This window comes from Saccharothrix sp. AJ9571 (assembly GCF_021725495.1).
Taxonomy (GTDB): Bacteria; Actinomycetota; Actinomycetes; order Mycobacteriales; family Pseudonocardiaceae; genus Amycolatopsis; species Amycolatopsis magusensis.
Map to the genome: position 1 here is coordinate 1,318,369 of NZ_CP091382.1, position 18,930 is coordinate 1,337,298.

The following is an 18,930-nucleotide window of genomic DNA, read 5'->3' on the forward strand; positions in this document are numbered from 1 at the left end:
ACTCGTGCAGCCGAGTCCCACGTTCAGCCAGCCGAGTCCCACACTCGGGAAGGCGAGTTCCGCACTCGGGCAGCCGAGTCCCACACTCAAGCAACCGAGTCCCACGTTCCGGCAGGCGAGTCCCACACTGAGGCAGGCGAGTTCCACATTCGGGCAGCCGAGTTCCGCACTCAGGTAGGCGAGTTCCACGTTCAGGCAGGCGAATTCCGCACTCGGGTGGGCCCGGAGCTTGGGGTGGGTGAGGGCTGCGTTCGGGTGCGAGGTTGAAGCTCGGATGGGCGAGGTCGGGTGGGCGAGGTGGTGGGACGGGGGCGTGGAGTGGATGGGAAGGGCGTGGGGTGGGTGGAAGGGCGTGGGTCAGAGGCGGCCGGCGGCTTTCAGGGCCAGGTAGCGGTCCGCGAGGGCGGGGGCCAGTTCGGCGGGCACGGCGTCCACCACTTCGACGCCCCGGCTGCCGAGCAGGCTGGTGACCTGCCGTCGTTCCGCGAGCGTTCGTTCCGCGGCCGCGGCGTCGTAGACGGCTTCCGCGTCGCCCCGCGCCCGCGCCATTTCCCACACCCGCGGATCCGCCACCGCCGCCACGAGTACCTGATGCCGTGCGGTCAGCGAAGTGAGCACCGGCACCAAACCGTCCTGCACCGGCGCCGCGTCCAGGCCGGTGAACAGCACCACCAGCGACCGCTGCCCCGCCCGCCGCAGCACTTCGGTGACCATGCCGCGCAGGTCCGGCTCGACCAGTTCCGCCTCCAGCGGCGCCATCGAGTTCACCAGCGACGGCCCCGCCCCCGACGCCGAAGCGCGCAGGACGCGGTCATAGGCGATCAGCTGTACCCGGTCCCCCGCCCGCTCGGCCAGCGCGGCCAGCAGCAGAGCCGCGTCCATCGAAGCGTCCAGCCGCGGCACATCGCCGACGCGGCCCGCCGACACACGGCCGGTGTCCAGCACCAGGACCACGTGCCGATCCCGTTCCGGCCGCCAGGTCCGCACCACCACGTCGGCGGACCGAGCCGAGGCGCGCCAGTCGATCGAGCGCACGTCGTCGCCGATCACGTACTCGCGCAACGAGTCGAATTCCGTGCCCTGCCCGCGAACCAGCACCGCCTGCCGCCCGTCCAGCTGCCGCAGTCGCGATAGCCGCGCGGGCAGGTGCCGACGGCTGTGGAACGGCGGCAGCGCCCGCAACGTCCACGGCACCTCGTGCGAACCCTGCCGCGCGGCCAGCCCCAACGGACCGAACGATCGTACGGTTACCGCCGCGGCCCGCCGATCACCACGACGCGTCGGCGTCAGCACGGCCACCACGCGACGGCTCTCCCCACCGGGGATCACCACGGAATGCCGATCCTCGGCGATCCCCGCGCTCGGCTGCCACGCGTCCCGAAGCCGGCCGCGCAACGTCCGCGTCCCCGGGTTCTCCACCGTCAGCGTCACCTCGGCGGTCTCGCCCAACCGCACGGAATCCGCACCAGAGCGCGAAAAAGTCAGTGCCCGGACGCTCGCCGCGAGCACCAGGTCGACCCCGATCGCCAGCAGCAGCACCAAAGCCAGCACCAGCAAGGTCAGCCCGGACGGCCACAGCACCGCCACCACCACACCCGCCAGCGCGACCAGCCCGGCGCGCCCGGTGATCGCCATCAGCGCGGCACGGGCACCGAAGCGAGCACCCGCTCCAGCACCCCGTCCGCGGTCGCGCCCTCCAACTCGGCCTCCGGCCGCAGCCCGAGCCGGTGCCGCAGGGCGGGCCTGGCCAGCGCCTTCACGTCGTCCGGCGTCACGTAGTCGCGACCGGCCAGCCACGCCCACGCCCGTGCCGCCGCCAGCAACGCGGTCGCCCCACGCGGCGAGACCCCGAGCCGGACCGACGGCGAAGTCCGCGTCGCCCGGCACAGGTCGACGATGTAGGCGATCACTTCGGGCCGCAGCTTCACATCCGCCACCGCGGCCCGTCCGGCGGCCAGTTGCGCGGGCCCGGCGACCGGCTTCACCCCGGCTGCGGTCAGGTCGCGCGGATCGAAGCCTTCCGCGTGCCGCAAAAGGATTCCGTACTCGTCCTCGCGCGAGGGTTCCGGCATGGTCAGCTTCACCAGGAACCGGTCGAGTTGCGCCTCCGGCAGCGGGTAGGTGCCCTCGTATTCCACCGGGTTCTGCGTGGCGATCACGATGAACGGATCCGGTAGCGCACGCGGCTTGCCGTCCACCGAAACCTGCCGCTCCTCCATCGCCTCCAGCAACGACGACTGGGTCTTCGGCGGCGTCCGGTTGATCTCGTCCGCGAGCAACAGGTTCGTGAACACCGGACCCTCGCGGAAGGAGAAGTCCGCCGTGCGCGCGTCGTAGACCAGCGAACCGGTCACGTCGCCGGGCATCAGGTCGGGGGTGAACTGCACGCGCGTGGTGGTCAGGTCGAGCGCGGCCGCGAGCGAGCGCACGAGCAGCGTCTTCGCCACCCCCGGCACGCCTTCGAGCAGCACGTGCCCGCGGCAGAGCAGGGCCACGATCAACCCGCTCACCGCGCCGTCGTTGCCCACCACGGCCTTGGCGACCTCCGCACGGAGCGCGATCAGTGCCTCGCGGGCGTCAGCAGCGGACGTCATCGGTCGTCGACCTCTTTCTCGAGTCGGTCAAGTTCATCGGCGAGCCGGACCAGCGCCGGATCGTTTTCCGGCGGCGGACCGTAGAGCAGGACGTGCACCTGCGCGCCCGGCCTGCCGGTCCGGGTCGCGAGCGCGCCGATCAGCGCGGGCGGTTCGACATCGGGCGCCAGGCCGACCCGCGGCGCGAGCCGGGTTCGGGCGGCGTGGCGCAGCGTTCCGGCGGCGTGCGCGGCCGCCCCGGACCGGCGGTAGAGCCGCGCCCGGCCTTCCACCGTCTCGGCCGCGCGGACCACCACCGGCAGCGGTTCGTGCACCACCCGTCCCAGCCGCCGGGCCCGCCACAACGCCAGTACGACGGCGGCCAGGAACAGTTGCACCAGCCCGAATTTCAGCCCCGCGGGAACGAGTTCGGTGAAGGACTTCTCGTCACCGCGCAGTGCCGCGTCGGTCGCCGAAGGCAGGTACCAGACCAGGCGTTCGTTCGTCCCGAGCAAGCGCATGCCCAGCGCCGCGTTGCCCGCTTCGGCGAGCCGGGCGTTGGTCAGCGGAGCCGGCGTGCCGAGCAGCGTCACCGTCGTTTGTGGACCGCCGAACCGCTGGACCAACGTGCCCGCCTCACCGTCGGGATAACACGAGAGCACGCCGTCGCCCGGTTCGTAGCGGACGCCGCCCGAGGTCGCCTCGGCCGCGGCCACCGCCGCCGAGAGCGGGCACTCGGGCTGCCGGTTCCGCACCTCGGTGATCCCGGCGACCTCCGTGCCGGGCACCACCGCACCGACCCCGGGCCCCTGCGCCCCGACCAGCACCAGTTGCCGCGCCCGGTCGCGCAGTTCGACGAGCCGCTCCGGCGGCAGCAGATCCGGCCGGGCGATCAGCAGCGTGGCATCGGTCGCTGACCGGGCTTCGTCGAAGGTGTCCACCTGATCGACGCGCACGTCCTGCCCGCGGAGCAGTTGAGCGAGCGCACGACCGCCGTCCGGTGCGTACGAGTCAGGGTGCAGTTCTTCGCGCGCGCCCTCGTCACCGCGGATGATCACCAGCGCGAGCACGCCGGCGAGCAGGACCGCCAGGATGATCAGCGGCTTCTTCGCGGCACGCCAGAGCTTCTCGGCGCTGGGCGAGATCGACGTCACCGGGCGGCTCCGCCGACCAGCGGCCGGGTCGCCGCCGCCGCTTCGTCGAGCGCGACCAGCCGGCGGTAGCCCGGCTCGGTGGCCGGGCGACCGCCGTAGAACACGTCGTCGAACTGGTTCGCGCCCTGGCGCAGTTCGTCCGCGAGCGCGGGCAGCCGCTTGCCCGCTTCGGTCGCGGCCTCGTCGGCGGTGCGCCCGGTCCGGACGTCCAGCACACCGCGTTCTTCCAGACCGCAAACGATTGCGCGGAACCGGTCGCGCACGGCGTCGGCGAGCCTGCCTTCGGCCAGCGCGGTCTCGGCGGTCTGCCGGTACCCGGCGGCGGTCAGCTTGTCACCGTCGAAGACCTCGTGAGAAGCCTTCGCCCGCCGCCGGGTCGGACCGAGCCGTCGCCGGATCACCAGGACCGCGACCAGCAACAACAACGCGAGCAGCGCCCAGCCGAGCGGGGTCGCCGTGGTGAGCGCGGCCGCGGCCGTGAACACCTCGTCGAGCCGCGCCAGCACCCACTCCATCGCCTTGGCCAGCCAGGACGGCTCGGCCGCCCGGTAGGCCGGGTCGGCGAGTTCCCGTCGAGCCGCTTCGGCGGCCTCGTCCCGGCCGATGTCGACCGGGATCATGACGGGCGCGGCGGCTCTGGGTCCTGCTGGGGCTTGTCCTCCTCGGTGCTTCCGGTGCTTCCGGTGCTTCCGGCGGGCTCCTGCTGGGTAGCGGGCGGTTCGGTGACCTGGCCCAGCGGCAGACCGGACGGCGGCGTCAGGTCGGTGGACCCGGCGGGCGGCGCGGCCGGGGCCGCGGCGGCGCGGGCCAGCTGCAGGTCCATGCCCTCCTTGCGCATGCGCTGGTCGATGTAGACCAGCGCGCGGACGCCGGAGGAGAACGGCGTGGTGAAGGTCAGCGCGATCACCGTGCCGAGCGTGGTCAGCGCCGTGCCCCAGACGGTGTACTCGGGCAGCTCGCCGGTGAACATCGAGGAGAAGCTGGAGAAGTCGCCGGCCAGCGCGAACGGCAGCGAGACCACCTGGTTGATCACCCAGGCGATGACGAGCGCCAGCAGCAGCACCCCGAGCACGCGCCAGAAAGCGCCCTTGACCAGGTGGCTGGACCGCTTGAACGCGGTGCCGACGCCCGCCTTCTCCAGCACCAGCGCGGGCGTGGCCAGGCCGAAGACGACCGCGAGGTAGACGCCGGGGACGATGCACAGCAGCAGCCCGACGAAGATCATCAGCGTGTAGAGGATGGTCAGCCCGACCAGCGGCAGCAGCCGCGGCGCGGCCTCCTTCATCGCCTCGCCGAAGGTCGGCTTGCGGCCGAGGATGGCCTTGCCGACGACCACGGTGAGGAAGCCGTCCAGGAAGCTCGAACCGAGCGCCGAGACCAGTCCGCCCACCACGGCCACCAGCGCGCTGGAGCCGAGCAGGTCGCCCAGCAGGTCCTGCGCCTGCCGCTGGGTGATCATCTCGTCGCTGACGGCGGCGACGCGGTTGAGGTCGTCGAGCAGCGGGAGGGTGACCAGGAAGCCGACGGCCTGGGTGATGAGCACCACCACCAGCGACACGCCCAGCATCACCGCCGGGTTGCGCCGGACCGTGGTGAAGGCGCCGTCGAGGATCTCACCGACGTTCAGCGGCCGCAGCGGGATCACGCCCGGTTTGCCGTACCCGTCCGGGTTCCAGCGGGGACCTGGTTGCGGTGCCTGGGGCCAGCCCTGCGGCTGGTGGTGCGGGGGTGGCCCGCCCGGGGTCGCCCACCCGTTCGTGTCGCTCATCGGCTCCTGCCCAAGGTCGGTCTCGGTGACCCCGCCAACTCTTTCAGAGCAGGTCGGCCCAGGCCAATGCGACTCGGCGGAACCGTCCGGGGCAGTACTGCCGGTGTGGGGTGATTCGCCCGGAAGGGCCCCGGCGGCGCGGGTGAGTGGATATGCTCTCGGCAGTCGTGACCGCCTAGGCCACCAGTGCCGGAGACAGCCGGGGATCCTCTCTATGACGCAACCGCCGCAGGGCCCGTGGCCGCCGCACGGCCACCGGGGCCAGCAGCCCCCGTCCGGCCCGCTGCCACCGCCGCGCCCGGCGCCCGGTCCGCCGGGATACCCGCCGCCGCACTGGGGCCAGCAGCTGCCGCCGTACGGCGGTCCGCCCCGGCCGCCGAAGAAGTCGAACGGGCCGCTCATCGCCGTCTGCGCCGGAGCCGCGGTGCTGCTGGTGGTCAGCCTGATCGTGGTGGTCGTCGCGGTCAGCTCGAACAAGGACTCGGTGGCCGACGCGGGCACCATCGCCCCGGCCACGCTGAGCGACACGCCGACCGAGCCGACGGGTGGTTCGTCGAGCACGGCGTCGTCGAGTTCGTCCGCGCCGAGCAGCCCGCGGTCGGCGGAGAGCCCGTCGAGCAGTGGCCCGCAGAAGATCTACCAGCTCGCCGACCACCCGATCCTGCAGGATCCGCAGGCCGGGCTGAAGAACCGCGTGTGCAACCTGCCCGGGTGGCAGAGCAACCAGTCGGCGGCGGAGGCGTTCTTCACCGCCGCCAGCCAGTGCCTCGACGCGGCTTGGGGGCCGTTCCTGGAGCACTACAACCTGCCGTTCACCCCGCCGAGCCTGCACTTCCCGACGGGTTCGAGCTTCCAGACCGAATGCGGCAACATCCAGGTAGGTATCGCCACCGCGGCGTACTACTGCGAGAACAATCTGTACGTGCCCTTCCGCGGGCTGCAGACCGATCAGTACGGCAACAACCCGGGCGTGTACCTGGCGTTGTTCGCGCACGAATACGGGCACCACGTGCAGGAGGTCGCCGGGCTGATGGACGCCGCGTGGGAGGAGATCTACGCGGCGGGGCAGAACTCGGAAGCAGGCCTGGAAATGGCGCGGCGCAAGGAACTGCAGGCGCAGTGCTTCTCGGGCATGTTCCTGGGGGCGCACGTGGACCGCGGTGGCACCATTAACCGGGACATGTACGACAAAGCCTGGGACGACCAAGAAACCCGCGGGGACAACACCTCCGGCAGCCGAGACCACGGCACGAATGCGCACTACGCCTCGTGGTGGCGAGCAGGCGCCAAGGACAACCGAATCGTCGACTGCAACACCTTCTCCGCCGCCAGCTCCGCAGTCTCCTAGCCCAAGCCCCACATTCAGGCAGCCGAACTCCACGCTCAGGCAGCCGAGTTCCACACTCGCGCAGCCGAGTCCCACACTCAGGCAGGCGAGTTCCACACTCGGGCGCGCGAGTTCCACACTCGGGCAAGCGAATTCCACACTGGGGTAAGCGAGTTCGCCGCTGGGGCAAGCGAGTTCGCCGCTGGGGCAAGCGAGTTCGCCGCTGGGGCAAGCGAGTTCGCCGCTGGGGCAAGCGAGTTCGCCGCTGGGGCAAGCGAGTTCGAAGCTGGGGCAAGCGAGTTCGCCGCTGGGCGAGTGTGGGATTCAGCTGTCCGAACGTGGAACTCGGCTGCCCGAGCGGGGAACTCGGCTACCTGAACGTGGTGTTCGCCTGCCTGAGGGTGGGACTCGCCTGCCCGAATATGGACTTCGGCTACCCGAGTGTGGAACTCGGGCGCAAGTGTGGAACTCGGCTACCCGAGTGTGGGGTTCAGCCGTCGGAGCGTTGAACTCGGCTACCTGAACGTGGGACTCGGGCGCGAGTGTGGAACTCGGCTACCCGAGTGTGGGGTTCAGCCGTCCGAACGTTGAACTCGGCTATCTGAACGTGGGACTCGCCTGCGCGAGTGTGGGGTTCGGCTACCTGAACGTGGAGTTCGGCTGGTTGAACGTGGGGTTCGGGTGCGCGAGTGTGGGGCGCGGGGGGTTAGATCAGGACGGGGCGGCGGCGGGGGCCTCGTAGGTAGAGGTGGGCGTAGGTGCCGCCGGCCAGGCAGCTGAGGGCGAGCAGGCCCAGGGCGACCGGCTGCAGCAGTGAGTTCTCGTCCCGGGTGGCGGCGACGATCCGCACTTCGAGGGGGCCCGAACCGGCATCCGAGGGAACCGCCACATCGAACTGTTCACCTTCGCTGTGCCCGCAGGCACTCAGCGTGGCATCCCGCCGCTGGCCGTCGACCTCCACGCGGACGCCCTCCCGAGCGCCCGTGTTCGTACAGGGCAGGGGTTTCGTCACGGTCGCCCGCGCCACCACGTCGTCGGTGCCGCCGCCCGCCCCGAGCACCCCCGGCGTCAACCAGGCGGCCAGCACCACCAGCACACCCGCGAGCGCGGCGACGGCGAACTCACGCCAGCGCGCCGAAGCGCGTTCCGGCGAAGTCCCCGATTGCCCGCTCACAACGGCAATCGTTCCAGATCCCCCAGGCAAAACCCAGGCGGACCAAGATCATCAACTGGACTGCTCCGCCGGGGTGACCTTCTTGACGTAGAGCAGCCGGTCCCCCGGCTCGATCGCGTCGGCCTCCGGGGCGTCCACCCGGAACAGCTGCCCGTCGCGCACCAGCCCGAGCACGATGTCCGGCAGGTGCCGCGGTGAGCCGCCCTCCTCCGACGGCTCGACCGGCCGCTCGGCGATGGCGAGCCCGGACTCCGGCGTGAGCAGGTCCTCCACCATGTCCACCACCAGCGGGGTGGACGTGGCCATGCCGAGCAGCCGCCCGGCCGTCTCGCTGGAGATGACCACCTGGTTCGCGCCGGACTGCTTGAGCAGGTGCACGTTCTCCGCCTCGCGCACCGAAGCCACGATGTGCGCCTTGGGCGCCAGCTCCCGCGCGGTCAGCGTCACCAGCACCGCGGAGTCGTCGCGGTTCGAGGCGACCACTACCGCCCGCGCGCGCTGCACCCCGGCGACCCTCAGCACGTCCGACCGCGTGGCCGAGCCGTGCACGGTCACCAGGCCCAGCACCCCGGCGGCGTCGAGCGCCTGCTGGTCGGTGTCCACCACGACGATCTGGCTCGGTTCGATGTTCTCGTCGCCGAGCAGCGTCTTCACCACCGCCCGGCCCTTGGTCCCGAACCCGACGACCACCACGTGGTCCCGCACCTTGTGCCTCCACTTCTGGATCTTGAACGCCTGGCGCGACCGTTCGGTGAGCACCTCGAGCGTCGTGCCGACCAGCACGATCAGGAACAGCACCCGCAGCGGGGTGATGACGACGACGTTGACGAACCTGGCCGACGGCGTGGCCGGTGCGATGTCACCGTAACCCGTGGTCGACAGCGACACCGTGGCGTAGTACACGCTGTCCAGGAAGGTGAGCCCGTCCCCGTTGGCGTCACGGTAGCCGTCCCGGTCCAGGTAGACGATCAGCACGGTGGCCAGCAGCGCCAGCCCCGCCCCGATCACCCGCTTGACGATCGCGCGCAGCGGGCTGACCGTGTGCTCCGGCATCTTGATCACGCCGACGAGCTCGTGGTCGGGCTGGTCGTGCAACCGGTCGCCCAGTTGGAAGGGGATGCGCTTGATCATGCCTGCTCCCCGAGGCGTGCGTGGATCACGCGGGGAGCGTAGCCGACGGTGACTTCGGCCACGTTCATTCCTCCGGTACCGAACGCAGGAGTTCACGCAGCCCCTCGAAGTCCAGCAGGTCGACCGGGCTGACCGTGCGGTCGTCGCGCACGTAGTGGAACGCCGCGCGCACCTTCTCCAGCGGCACCCCGGCCAGCACCGACCAGGCCAGCCGGTACGCGGCGAGCTGCACCGACAGCGCGGGCAGCCGGTCCGGGCCGGGCACGCCGCCGGTCTTCCAGTCGAGCACGGTCCAGCCGCCGTCGGGGTCGGCGAACACCGCGTCCATCCGGCCGCGCAGGTTGATGCCGTCGACCTCGGCGGAGAACGGGACCTCCACGTCGTGCGGGGTGCGGCCGGCCCATTCGCTGTGCTCGAAGGCGCGCTGCAGCAGTTCCAGTTCGCCGTCGCCGACCGCTTCGTCGTCGGCCGCGCCGGGCAGGTCCTCGAAGTCGAGCAGCCGATCGCCGCTGAACCGCTGTTCCAGCCAGGCGTGGAAGGCGGTGCCGCGGCGCGCGAAGCTGTTCGGCGGCGCGGGCAGCGGGCGTCGGAGCTTGCCCGCCAGCGACTCCGGATCGGCGGCCAGTTCGACCAACTGGCTGACCGACAGATGGTCGGGCAGCACGATGTCCTCGGTCCGGCCCACCGCCTTCGCCCGTTCGGCGAGCAGCACGTCGGTGTCCGCGATCCAGCCGTCGGGGTCCTCGTGGCCCTCGTCCGGATCGGGTTCCCCGGGGTCACGACGGCTCAGCACGGCCAGTTCGTCCAGCACCAGGTCGACCCCCTCGGTGACCGCGGATCGCCTGCCGCCCAACGGATCCACCGGCCACACCGCGGTGCGGGTCGCGGTGGTGAGCGGGTTTTCCTCCTCGTTCTCCGGCGGGTCGGCCCACTGCTCGATCACGCCGAGGTCGCCCGCGCCCTCCTCGATCACCACCTCGCGCACCTCGCTGAGGAAGGTGGACGGGCCCTTCGGCTTCGCGCTGCTTTCGTTCGACCAGTGCCCGGAAACCAGGAGCCCGTGCTCGGACCGGGTCAGGGCCACGTAGCAGAGCCGGCGCTCCTCGTCGGCCTCGCGATCGGCGAAGTTCGCTTCGTGCAGCTCCAGTTCTTCGAGCACTTCCTTGCGGTTCTCGCCGCCGGACAGCCGCAGTTTCGGCAGGTCCTGCTCGTCACCGCGGAACTTCGCGGGCAGCGCGGTGACCGTGCGCAGCCACGAGGACGAGCGCCGCTTGCTCGGGAACACGTCGTTGACCAGGTGCGGCACGGCCACGTACTGCCATTCCAGGCCCTTCGCGGCGTGCACGGTGAGCACCTGCACGCGGTCCGGCACCACCTCGACCTCACCGGGGCTGAGCCCGTCCTCGGCGTGTTCCGCGGTGGCCAGGTAGTCCAAAAAGGACATCAGCGTGGCGGTGGGCGAGGTTTCGGCGAATTCGGTGACCACATCGGCGAAGGCGTCCAGGTGGGCCCGGCCCGCGGCGTTCGGCCGGGCCAGCGCTTCGACGTCGAGCAGCATGGTCCGCTCCACATCGGACACCAGCTCCGGCAGCGACTGGTCCAGCCTGCGCCGCAAGGTGGCCAGTTCGGCACCGAGGCGCTGGATGCGGCGGTACCCCTCGCGGGAATAGCGGTCCGCCTCACCGGGATCGTCGATCGCGTCGACCAGACCGGTGTGCTCGGCCCGTTCCGGTACCAGCGTCGCTTCGGTTTCCTTGGGGGCCGCGGGATCCGCGGACAGCTCGACGGCCCGGCTCCACAACGCCTTCACGTCCGCCGCGCCCAGCCGCCAGCGGGCGCCGGTCAGCAGCCGCGCGGCCGCCGTGCCCGCCAGCGGGTCCGCCAGTACCCGCAGCGTGCTGACCAGGTCGGCGACCTCGGGTTCCTCCAGCAGACCACCGAGGCCGACCACCTCCACCGGCATCCCGCGCGCCCGCAGTTCGGCGGCGATCGGCGCCATGTCGGCCCGGCGGCGGACCAGCACGGCGGCGGTCGGCGGCTCGCCGGTCGCCTCGATCGCGGTGAACCAGCGCTCCGCCAGGCGTTCGGCGACCCATTCACGCTCGACGCGGATGTCCGGCAACAGCGCGACCGAGACGTCGGCCGAGTGCGCGCCGACCCGTGCCCGCAGCTGCTTGACGCCGAGCCCCTTGACACGCAACGGTTCCACGATGGCGTTGGCCAGCACCAGCACCTCGGGCGGGTTGCGGAAGCTGGTCAGCAGGCCGTATTCGTCGGCGGGCGCGAGCCCTTCGCCGGTGGACTTCGGGAAGTCGGTGGTGAACCGCGGCAGGTTCGCCGCGCTCGCGCCACGCCAGCCGTAGATCGCCTGCGCCGGGTCACCCACCGCGGTCACCGTCATCGACGGGTGCTCACCCGTGCCGAACAACCCGCGCAGCAGCACGCGTTGCGCGTGCCCGGTGTCCTGGTACTCGTCGAGCAGCACGGCGGTGTAGCGCTCGCGCTCGCCGATCACGACCTCCTCGTGGTCGGTGACCAGCCCGGCCGCCAGCGACATCTGGTCCGCGAAGTCCAGCGCGCCCTCGGCTCGTTTGCGCTCGTGGTAGGCCTCGACCAATGGCAGCAACGCGAGCCGGAACCGTTGCGCGGCCACGATTTCCTGCAACTTGACCGGCAGCGAGTCCCGCTGCCCCTTGGCCTTCGGCGCGTTCTCGATCAGCGCGGACAACCACGCCGTGTACTCGGCCAGCTTGTCTGTGGACACCAGGTGTTCGCCCAGCTCACCGGCCAGGCCGAGCACGTGCGCGGTGATCGTCGGCGGCACCTTGTCGGTGTCGAGATCGGGGTCCCAGTGCGAGACCACCCGGTGCGCGAGCTGCCAGGACGCCGTCTCCGACAACAGCCGCGCGCCGGGCCGGACCGGCAGCCGGAGCCCGTGCTCGGCCAGCAGCCGACCGGCGTAGGCGTGGTAGGTGAGCACGGTCGGCTCGCCCGCCATCACCGACGCCCGGCGACCGCCGCTCGGATCGACCCGGTCCAGCAGCCCGGAACCGGCCAGCCGTCGCAGCCGCGCACGCACGCGCTCACCGAGCTGGCGCGCGGCCTTGCGGGTGAAGGTCAGGCCGAGCACCTGCTCCGGGGTGACGAAACCGTTGGCCACCAACCACACCACGCGCGCGGCCATGGTCTCGGTCTTGCCCGCGCCCGCCCCGGCCACCACCAGCGCGGGTTCGGTGGGTGCCGCGATCACCGCCGCCTGTTCGGGCGTCGGCGGGTGCAGGCCGAGCGCCTCGGCGACGTCGGCCGGGGTGACCAGGCGGTCAGCCGTCTTCCGCCGGGGGTCCGGGGGGCGGCCCCCGGGCAGCGTCACCGTCATGGCCCGGTCACCTGACGGCCTTCCGGGCGCACCGGGCACGAGCCGCGCGCCGGGCAACGCGGGCAGTCCGCGTTCTCCCTGGCCTCGAATCCCGGCCCGGCGGCGGATCCGGCCGCGCGACGCACCAGGTCCAGCCAGGTGGGGCCGGTTTCCTCGTCGAGCGGGGCCTGTTGCCGTTCCGTGGCACCGGTTTTCTTGTTCGCCTTGGCCACGTAGACCAGCTTCGCGCCACCCGGCTCGGTGCCGAGGTCGCCGAACGCGCCGAGCAGCACGGCCAGCTGGTAGGCCGCGAGCTGCGGGTGCTGCTCGGCATCCGCGGCGGTGACCGGGGTCTTGCCGGTCTTGATGTCCACGATCACCGGACGGCCCTGCTCGTCCAGTTCCAGGCGGTCGACCCGCCCACGCAGGCGCACGAGCAGCTCGTCCTCGCCGTCGCCGTGCTCCGGCGGCAGCACGACCTGCACGTCCTTCTCGTTTCCGGCGCTGGTCAGCTCGGCGCGGCTGGTGCGCAGCCAGGCCATGAAGTTCTCCAGCATCTGTTCCACGCGACGGCGTTCGCGCCGGGAGAACCAGGGCGCGCCGGCGTCGACCCGCGTCCACGCCTCGTCCAGCGCGGCCCGCAGGTCGTCGTCGTCCGTGCCTTCGGCGGCGGCTTGGGCCAGCGCGTGCACCAGCGTGCCGGTGACCGCCGCGAGCTGCGCGGGATCGTCGCCGCCGTGGCGTTCCAGCAGCCAGCGCAACGGACAGCGCGCCAGGATATCCACAGTGGACGGCGAGACGCTGACCAGCTGCCCGGGGTTGAACAACGCGACCTCGGTGGACGGCTGCGGCACCCCGTACCAAGTGGACGGATGCGCGCCGGGAACACCGGCCGCCGCCAGTTTCGCCAGCTGACGCGCGGCGAGCTGCCGTCGTTCGGTGTCCATCTCCGCGTCGCACACGGATCGGCGCAACTCGCCGACCAGTTCCGCGAGCACCAGCGACCGGCCACCGGTCTTCAGCCGCGGGTCGGCCGACGATTCGTCCGGCGCGGCTTCGTCCAGTTCGTCGACGAAGCGCGAAGGCTGCTCGTCCTCGCCACGCACCGCGCTGACCAGCAAAGTCCGCCGGGCGCGGCTGGCGGCCACGTAGAACAGACGGCGTTCCTCGGCCAGCAACGGCGCTGTCGCGGACACCTGCTCACCATCCACGCCGGACAGCAGGTCGACCAGCTTCTCCACGCCCAGCAGTGATCCCCGCAGCCGCAGGTCCGGCCAGCTGCCTTCCTGGGCGCCGACCACCGCGACCACCGTCCATTCGCGACCGGCGGACCCGTGGGCGGTGAGCAGCGTGACGCCCTCCTTGCGCGCGGCCTTGGGCGCGAGGCTGTCACCGGCGATCTGCTGCGAGGTCAGGTAGTCGGCGAACGCGGTCACCGTGGAATGCGGCAATCTGTCGACATAGCGACCGGCGGCGTGGAACAGGGCCACCACCGAGTCCAGATCGCGGTCGGCCTGCGAGCCGAGCGACCCGCCCCGATCGGCGAACCGCAGCAGCCGCGCCTCGAGATCACTGGCCTGCCACAGATCCCACAGCACGTTCTCCACGTTGCGGTGTTGCAGGATCGACTCGCGCGCGGTCGCGATCAGCCCGGCCACACGACGCACGGGCCCGGCCTCCGCGTCGGCGAGCGCGGTCAGCGGATCGTTCTCCAGCAACGCTTCCACGAGCAGTTCGTCACTGGACCGCTCGCCGCCCGCCGACAACTCCAGCCGTCGCAAGCCCCGGCGCAACCGCCGCAACGCCAGCGGATCGGCGCCACCCAGCGGTGAGGCGAGCAGCATTTCCGCCACGTCGGCGTCCACAGTGGACGGATCATCGGCGGCCCGGAGCGCGGCCAGCAACGGCCGGACCGCGGGCTGCTTGGCCAGCGGCAGTTCCTCGGAGGCCGCCGCGATCGGCACCCCGGCCGCGCGCAGCGCGCGGATGAGCACCGGGAAGGTCCGTGACGGCGAGCGCACCAGCACAGCCATCTCCGACCAGGGGATCTCGTCCATCAGGTGCGCGCGGCGCAGCTGATCGGCCATCCACGCGCCCTCGGCGGCGGGGGTGGACAGCAGCCGGATCTTGACCACGCCCTCGTCGCGCTCGTCCTCGGTCTCCGTTTCGGCCGGGCGCAGTTCCGGGCGCCGCGGGCCGGGGAGGTGCCGGACCAGCCGGTTGACCGCGGCGGCGATCGCGGGGGCGAGCCGATGGGTGCGGGTGAGCCGGATCGTCCGGTTCTCGCGGCGGTCGGCCTGCTCCAGCAGCGTGGGATCGGCGCCGCGGAAGGAGAAGATCGACTGGTCGGGGTCGCCGGCGAGCACGAAGTCGTCGGCGCCGGAGCCGAGGTGGCGCAGGAGGCGGAACTGCAGCGGATCGAGGTGCTGCGCGTCGTCGACGAACAGGTGCCGGACGCGGTTCTGCTCGCGCAGCATCAACTCCGGCTCGGTGTTCAGCGCGACCAGCGCGGAAATGACCAGCTCAGCCGCGTCGTAGGCGGTGGCGCCGGGCAGCGCGAGCGCGTTGCCCCCGGCTCCCTGCAGCGCGCTGACCTCCTCGTATTGCCGCCAGAACGTGCCCGCGGCGATCCACTGCTCGCGGTTCTTCTGCTCACCGAGCTTGATCAGGTCCTCCGGCCCGAGCCCGCGTTCGGCGGCGCGCAGGAGCAGGTCACGCAGCTCCTCGGCGAACCCCGGCACGGTCAGCGCGGGCCGCAGCTCGACCGGCCAGTCGAGCGCGCCCTGCTCGAGGTCGCCCGCGAGCAGTTCGCGCATCATCACGTCCTGCTCGGCGCTGTTGAGCAGGCGGGGCGCGGGCTCCTCACGCAGCCGGGCCTGCAGGCGCAGCACGGCGTAGGCGTACGAGTGCACTGTGCGCACGATCGGTTCGCGGATGGTGCGGGGTGCCTCGGGATCGCCGTCGTTGAGCAGGCGCGTGATGTCCGCACGCACCGCTTCCGCGGCGCGGCGCGACGTGGTGAGCACCAGGATGTGCTCGGGATCGACGCCCTGGTCGCGAATCCGGCGCGTGACGGCCTCGGCGAGCAGCGTGGTCTTTCCGGTGCCCGGACCGCCCAGCACGCGCGCGAACCCGACCGGTCCGACGAGCACACGACGGGCGTCGGGCTCCCAGTGGCGGGGTGGCGACGGCACGACCGGGCGGCGCACCAGTCGCGCGCTCACCCGGTGCTTCGTCCTGCTTGCCACACCCGATTGGACCACGGGAGGTGATCGGCACCGTGTAGCGGCACCCGCTCGGAACTGTCGGTGTCGTCCGGTTAGCTGTACGCATGGACGAAGAGCTGCACGAACGGGTGCGGGCGGTGATCAGCGACGTGCCGCCCGGCAAGGTCTCCACCTACGGCGACATCGCGAGCCTGGCCGGCGCCCCCTCGCCGCGGATGGTGGGCGCCATCCTCGCCGAAGACGGTTCCGACCTGCCGTGGCACCGGATCCTGCGCGCGAACGGCACCCCGGCGCCGCACCTGGCCGACGAGCAGCTGGCGCGGCTGCGCGCGGAGGGTGTGCTGGCGGACGGGCAGAAGGTGGACCTGCGGACGTATCGGTGGAATCAGGAGGAGCCCGAGGGTGGCCTCTGGTGATGTCTATGGTTAGCCTTGCCTAATGGCGAGCCCGACGTACCACCCGCTGCACGTGTCCGCCGTCCGGCGGCTGACGCCGCACATGGCCCGGATCACCTTCGAAGTGGCCACCACGGTCCCCGATGTGGGTCCGGACCAGTACGTCAAGCTGTTCTTCCCGGTGCCCGGCGCCGCGCGTCCCGTGCTGCCGCCGTCGCTGGACGACGGCGAGGTGCTCACCTGGTACCGGCGCTACCTCGCCATGCCGGACGCCGAACGCCCGCCGATGCGCACCTACACCGTGCGCGCCATCCGCCCTTCGGAGATCGACGTCGACTTCGTCCTGCACGACGTCGGCCCGGCTTCGTCGTGGGCGGAGCGCGCTTCCGTCGGTGACGAACTGATCTTCCTGACCCCGCCGCACGCCCTCCACACCCCACCCGACGACGCCGAATGGCAACTACTGGTCGGCGACGAGTCGACCATCCCGGCCGTGGGCGCGATCATCGAGTCGCTCCCGGAGGACGCGGTCGTGCGGGCTTACGTGGAGATCGGGGATCGCGCGGACGAGCAGACCTTCGACACCGCCGCCAAGGACGTCGAGATCACCTGGATCGCGCGCGATGGGCGGTCACACGGGGAAGCCGTGCTGGATGCCTTACGCGCCGCCGAGTTGCCCGCCGGAAAGGCCTACTCGTGGCTCTCCGGGGAGGCGAGCCTGGTGAAGTTCGCCCGCCGCCACCTCGTCCGGGAACGAACCTTCGACAAACGAGCCATCACCTTCACCGGCTACTGGCGGCAGGGCAAGACCGAAGAAGAGGTCGGCCGGGAAGCCCTCACCACCCCACCCCCCGCAGACGACCTGTAACCCGCCGCACCTGCCGTGAATGTGGCTTTCACGGCCGAATCCGCCGTGAAAGCCACATTCACGGCACTCGTCCTTGATGGGGACGCCGCGCTCCCCGCCTCCCCAGTGCGGGACTCGGGTGCGGGAGTGTGGGGGTCGCGCGTTAGGAGGCCGGGGTGGAGAACTCGTGTACCAGTAGTTTCACCAGGGCCCCCAGCCGTGGCCGGTCCGGTTGCAGGGTGGGCACCCCCAATTCCGTAAGAGGCGCAGCGGTCACGGAACCGACGCAGGCACAGACAACCCGCGTACGCAGGGCCTCTACCAGCGAATCCAGCCGAGGACCGGCCAAAGCAAGCAGGTTCGCCACCGCCGGAGCGCTTGTGAACGCCAGCACCCGAACCCTGCCAGCCAGGACATCATCGATCAGCGAATGTGCGGGAGCCAAGTCAGAAGGCCATTCCCACCGGTAAGGCTGCACCTCGACGACCTCGGCCCCAGCCACAACCAACGAGTCCGTCAAGGCGGGCAACGGCGTTCCGTGCAATTGCACCACGACTCGCTTGCCCGCCAATTCTTCAAAAAGCAAATGATCGAACAATTCCGCATTCGTCTCCCCCGGAGCCGACCATTCTTCCGCCAGCCCGAAACCCCGGACAGCACCCTTCGCCTTCGGGCCCCGGACAACGATCCGCGAAGCACCGAGGTGCCTCAGCAGATCGTCCCGAAGACCCCAACCCTCCGCAGCCTCGACCCAGCCCCGGAAACCAGCCCCCGTGGTCACCGCCAGGTAGTCCACCGGCGCGGAAAGCACCGCGTCGGTCGCGGTCCCCAGTAGGTCATCGTCCGGCAACGGCACGATCCGGATCGTCGGCGCGTGCCGCACCACGGCGCCGTGCCGTTCCAGCGCCGCGATGAACTCCTCGGCCCGCCGTTCCGCCGTGATCCCGATGGTCACGCCGCTCAGCTCATCCATAGTGCGCACCCATCTCCCGAATCGCCTCGGCCAATTCCTCGCGCAGGTCGGCGGGCTCCAGCACCTGCAAGCCCGGCCCGAAACGCAGCAGCTCCCCGATCGCCGGACGGCCCTGCTCCACCGGCAACTCCAGCTGAACCCACCCCGCCTCATCCGGCACGGCCGAAGCCTCCCGCAGCGCCCGCGCACCCACCGAACCCAGGTAGAACGGTACGAGCGTCTGCGCCAGCGGGGACAGGCGCACCACCGCCCGCCGCGAATACAGCCGCCGCTCGAACTGCTCCGACCACGCCCGCCAGTACTCCGCCAGGTCGAAATCAGCGGGCCGCGTGAACCCGTCCCGCGTCTCGATCCCCTCGATGCGCGAAATCCGGTACGTCCGGTCGTTGCCCTCACACCGCGCGGCGAGGTACCAGCTGCCGCCCTTCAGGATCAGTCCCAGCGGCTCGATCTCCCGCGTGACCTCCTGGTTGCCCCACCGCCGGTACTCGATCCGCAGCCGCCGCGTCTGCCACACCGCCTCGGCCACCTCCGCCAGCTGCGGCAGGCTCTCGATCCCCCGGTGCCACCCGGGCACGTCCAGGTAGAACCGCTGCGACACGCTCGCCGCCCGATCACGCAGGTCCGCGGGCAACGCCGCGTAGAGCTTCAGCTGGGCCGCCGCGAGCACGGTTCCGAGCCCCAGTTCGGACGCCGCCGCGGGCAGCCCGGCCAGCGACAGCGACCGCGCCTCCTCCTCGGTGAGCCCGGTCAACCGCGTGCGGTAGCCGTCGACCAGCTGATATCCCCCGGTGCGCCCGCGATCGGCGTACACCGGCACCCCGGCCGCCGACAACGCCTCGATGTCCCGGTACACCGTGCGCACCGAGACCTCGAGTTCCCCGGCGAGCTCGTCGGCCGTCATCCGGCCCCGGTTCTGCAACAGCAGCAGCACCGACAACAACCTGCTCGCCCGCATGGCTCCAGTATGCCCGGAAAACCTGACACAAGCTGTCAAGTAAGCCCG

At 71.3% G+C, this 18,930-nt stretch carries 14 protein-coding genes; 3 read left to right on the top strand and 11 right to left on the bottom strand.

Annotated elements, in window-relative coordinates:
* Positions 1–357: 357 nt before the first annotated feature.
* From L3Q67_RS05260 to L3Q67_RS05280, 5 genes are read right to left on the bottom strand one after another with little or no spacing between them, the layout of a single operon-like run.
* Entirely contained in the window at positions 358–1,635 is a 1,278-nt protein-coding gene (locus tag L3Q67_RS05260) for a DUF58 domain-containing protein (RefSeq protein ID WP_499188465.1), read from the bottom strand.
* Complete coding sequence (locus tag L3Q67_RS05265) at positions 1,635–2,594, bottom strand: AAA family ATPase (RefSeq protein WP_209664359.1); 960 nt, start codon at positions 2,592–2,594, stop codon at positions 1,635–1,637. Before L3Q67_RS05265 ends, L3Q67_RS05260 begins: the two co-directional genes overlap by 1 nt.
* The gene (locus L3Q67_RS05270) at positions 2,591–3,727 is read right to left on the bottom strand and encodes a DUF4350 domain-containing protein (RefSeq protein ID WP_499188466.1); all 1,137 of its coding nucleotides are present in this window, start codon (positions 3,725–3,727) and stop codon (positions 2,591–2,593) included. The genes L3Q67_RS05265 and L3Q67_RS05270 overlap by 4 nt, the downstream gene beginning before the upstream one ends.
* Positions 3,724–4,347 carry a DUF4129 domain-containing protein gene (locus L3Q67_RS05275; protein ID WP_499188467.1) on the bottom strand — a complete coding sequence of 208 codons (624 nt, stop codon included), beginning with the start codon at positions 4,345–4,347 and terminating at the stop codon, positions 3,724–3,726. Before L3Q67_RS05275 ends, L3Q67_RS05270 begins: the two co-directional genes overlap by 4 nt.
* On the bottom strand, positions 4,344–5,495 hold the full coding sequence (locus L3Q67_RS05280; RefSeq protein ID WP_499188468.1) for a cation diffusion facilitator family transporter: 1,152 nt from the start codon (positions 5,493–5,495) through the stop codon (positions 4,344–4,346). Before L3Q67_RS05280 ends, L3Q67_RS05275 begins: the two co-directional genes overlap by 4 nt.
* 214 nt (positions 5,496–5,709) lie before the next feature.
* On the opposite strand from L3Q67_RS05280, the gene L3Q67_RS05285 reads away from it, so the two are divergent.
* A complete protein-coding gene (locus L3Q67_RS05285; protein WP_499188469.1) occupies positions 5,710–6,843 on the top strand; it encodes a neutral zinc metallopeptidase in 1,134 nt (377 codons plus the stop codon).
* Positions 6,844–7,528: 685 nt separating this feature from the next.
* On the opposite strand, the gene L3Q67_RS05290 is transcribed toward L3Q67_RS05285, so the two are convergent.
* The 4 genes from L3Q67_RS05290 to L3Q67_RS05305 form a co-directional block, all read right to left on the bottom strand.
* Positions 7,529–7,996 (bottom strand): hypothetical protein, encoded by a 468-nt coding sequence (locus L3Q67_RS05290; RefSeq protein ID WP_499188470.1) that lies wholly within the window; start codon positions 7,994–7,996, stop codon positions 7,529–7,531.
* A 51-nt stretch (positions 7,997–8,047) separates the two neighbouring features.
* Positions 8,048–9,127 (bottom strand): potassium channel family protein, encoded by a 1,080-nt coding sequence (locus L3Q67_RS05295; RefSeq protein WP_395900064.1) that lies wholly within the window; start codon positions 9,125–9,127, stop codon positions 8,048–8,050.
* Positions 9,128–9,191: 64 nt separating this feature from the next.
* Positions 9,192–12,503: an ATP-dependent helicase gene (locus L3Q67_RS05300; protein WP_499188471.1), complete on the bottom strand. Its 3,312-nt coding sequence runs from the start codon at positions 12,501–12,503 to the stop codon at positions 9,192–9,194.
* Complete coding sequence (locus tag L3Q67_RS05305; RefSeq protein WP_499188472.1) at positions 12,500–15,706, bottom strand: ATP-dependent helicase; 3,207 nt, start codon at positions 15,704–15,706, stop codon at positions 12,500–12,502. Before L3Q67_RS05305 ends, L3Q67_RS05300 begins: the two co-directional genes overlap by 4 nt.
* Positions 15,707–15,813: 107 nt before the next feature.
* Here L3Q67_RS05305 and L3Q67_RS05310 point away from each other — a divergent pair, with 107 nt between their 5' ends.
* A complete protein-coding gene (locus L3Q67_RS05310; RefSeq protein WP_395900070.1) occupies positions 15,814–16,125 on the top strand; it encodes an MGMT family protein in 312 nt (103 codons plus the stop codon).
* Positions 16,126–16,147: 22 nt separating this feature from the next.
* Entirely contained in the window at positions 16,148–16,972 is an 825-nt protein-coding gene (locus L3Q67_RS05315; protein WP_499188473.1) for a siderophore-interacting protein, read from the top strand.
* Positions 16,973–17,114: 142 nt separating this feature from the next.
* On the opposite strand, the gene L3Q67_RS05320 is transcribed toward L3Q67_RS05315, so the two are convergent.
* Complete coding sequence (locus tag L3Q67_RS05320; protein ID WP_499188474.1) at positions 17,115–17,924, bottom strand: uroporphyrinogen-III synthase; 810 nt, start codon at positions 17,922–17,924, stop codon at positions 17,115–17,117.
* Positions 17,917–18,882: a helix-turn-helix transcriptional regulator gene (locus L3Q67_RS05325; protein ID WP_499188475.1), complete on the bottom strand. Its 966-nt coding sequence runs from the start codon at positions 18,880–18,882 to the stop codon at positions 17,917–17,919. The genes L3Q67_RS05320 and L3Q67_RS05325 overlap by 8 nt, the downstream gene beginning before the upstream one ends.
* Positions 18,883–18,930 lie beyond the last annotated feature (48 nt).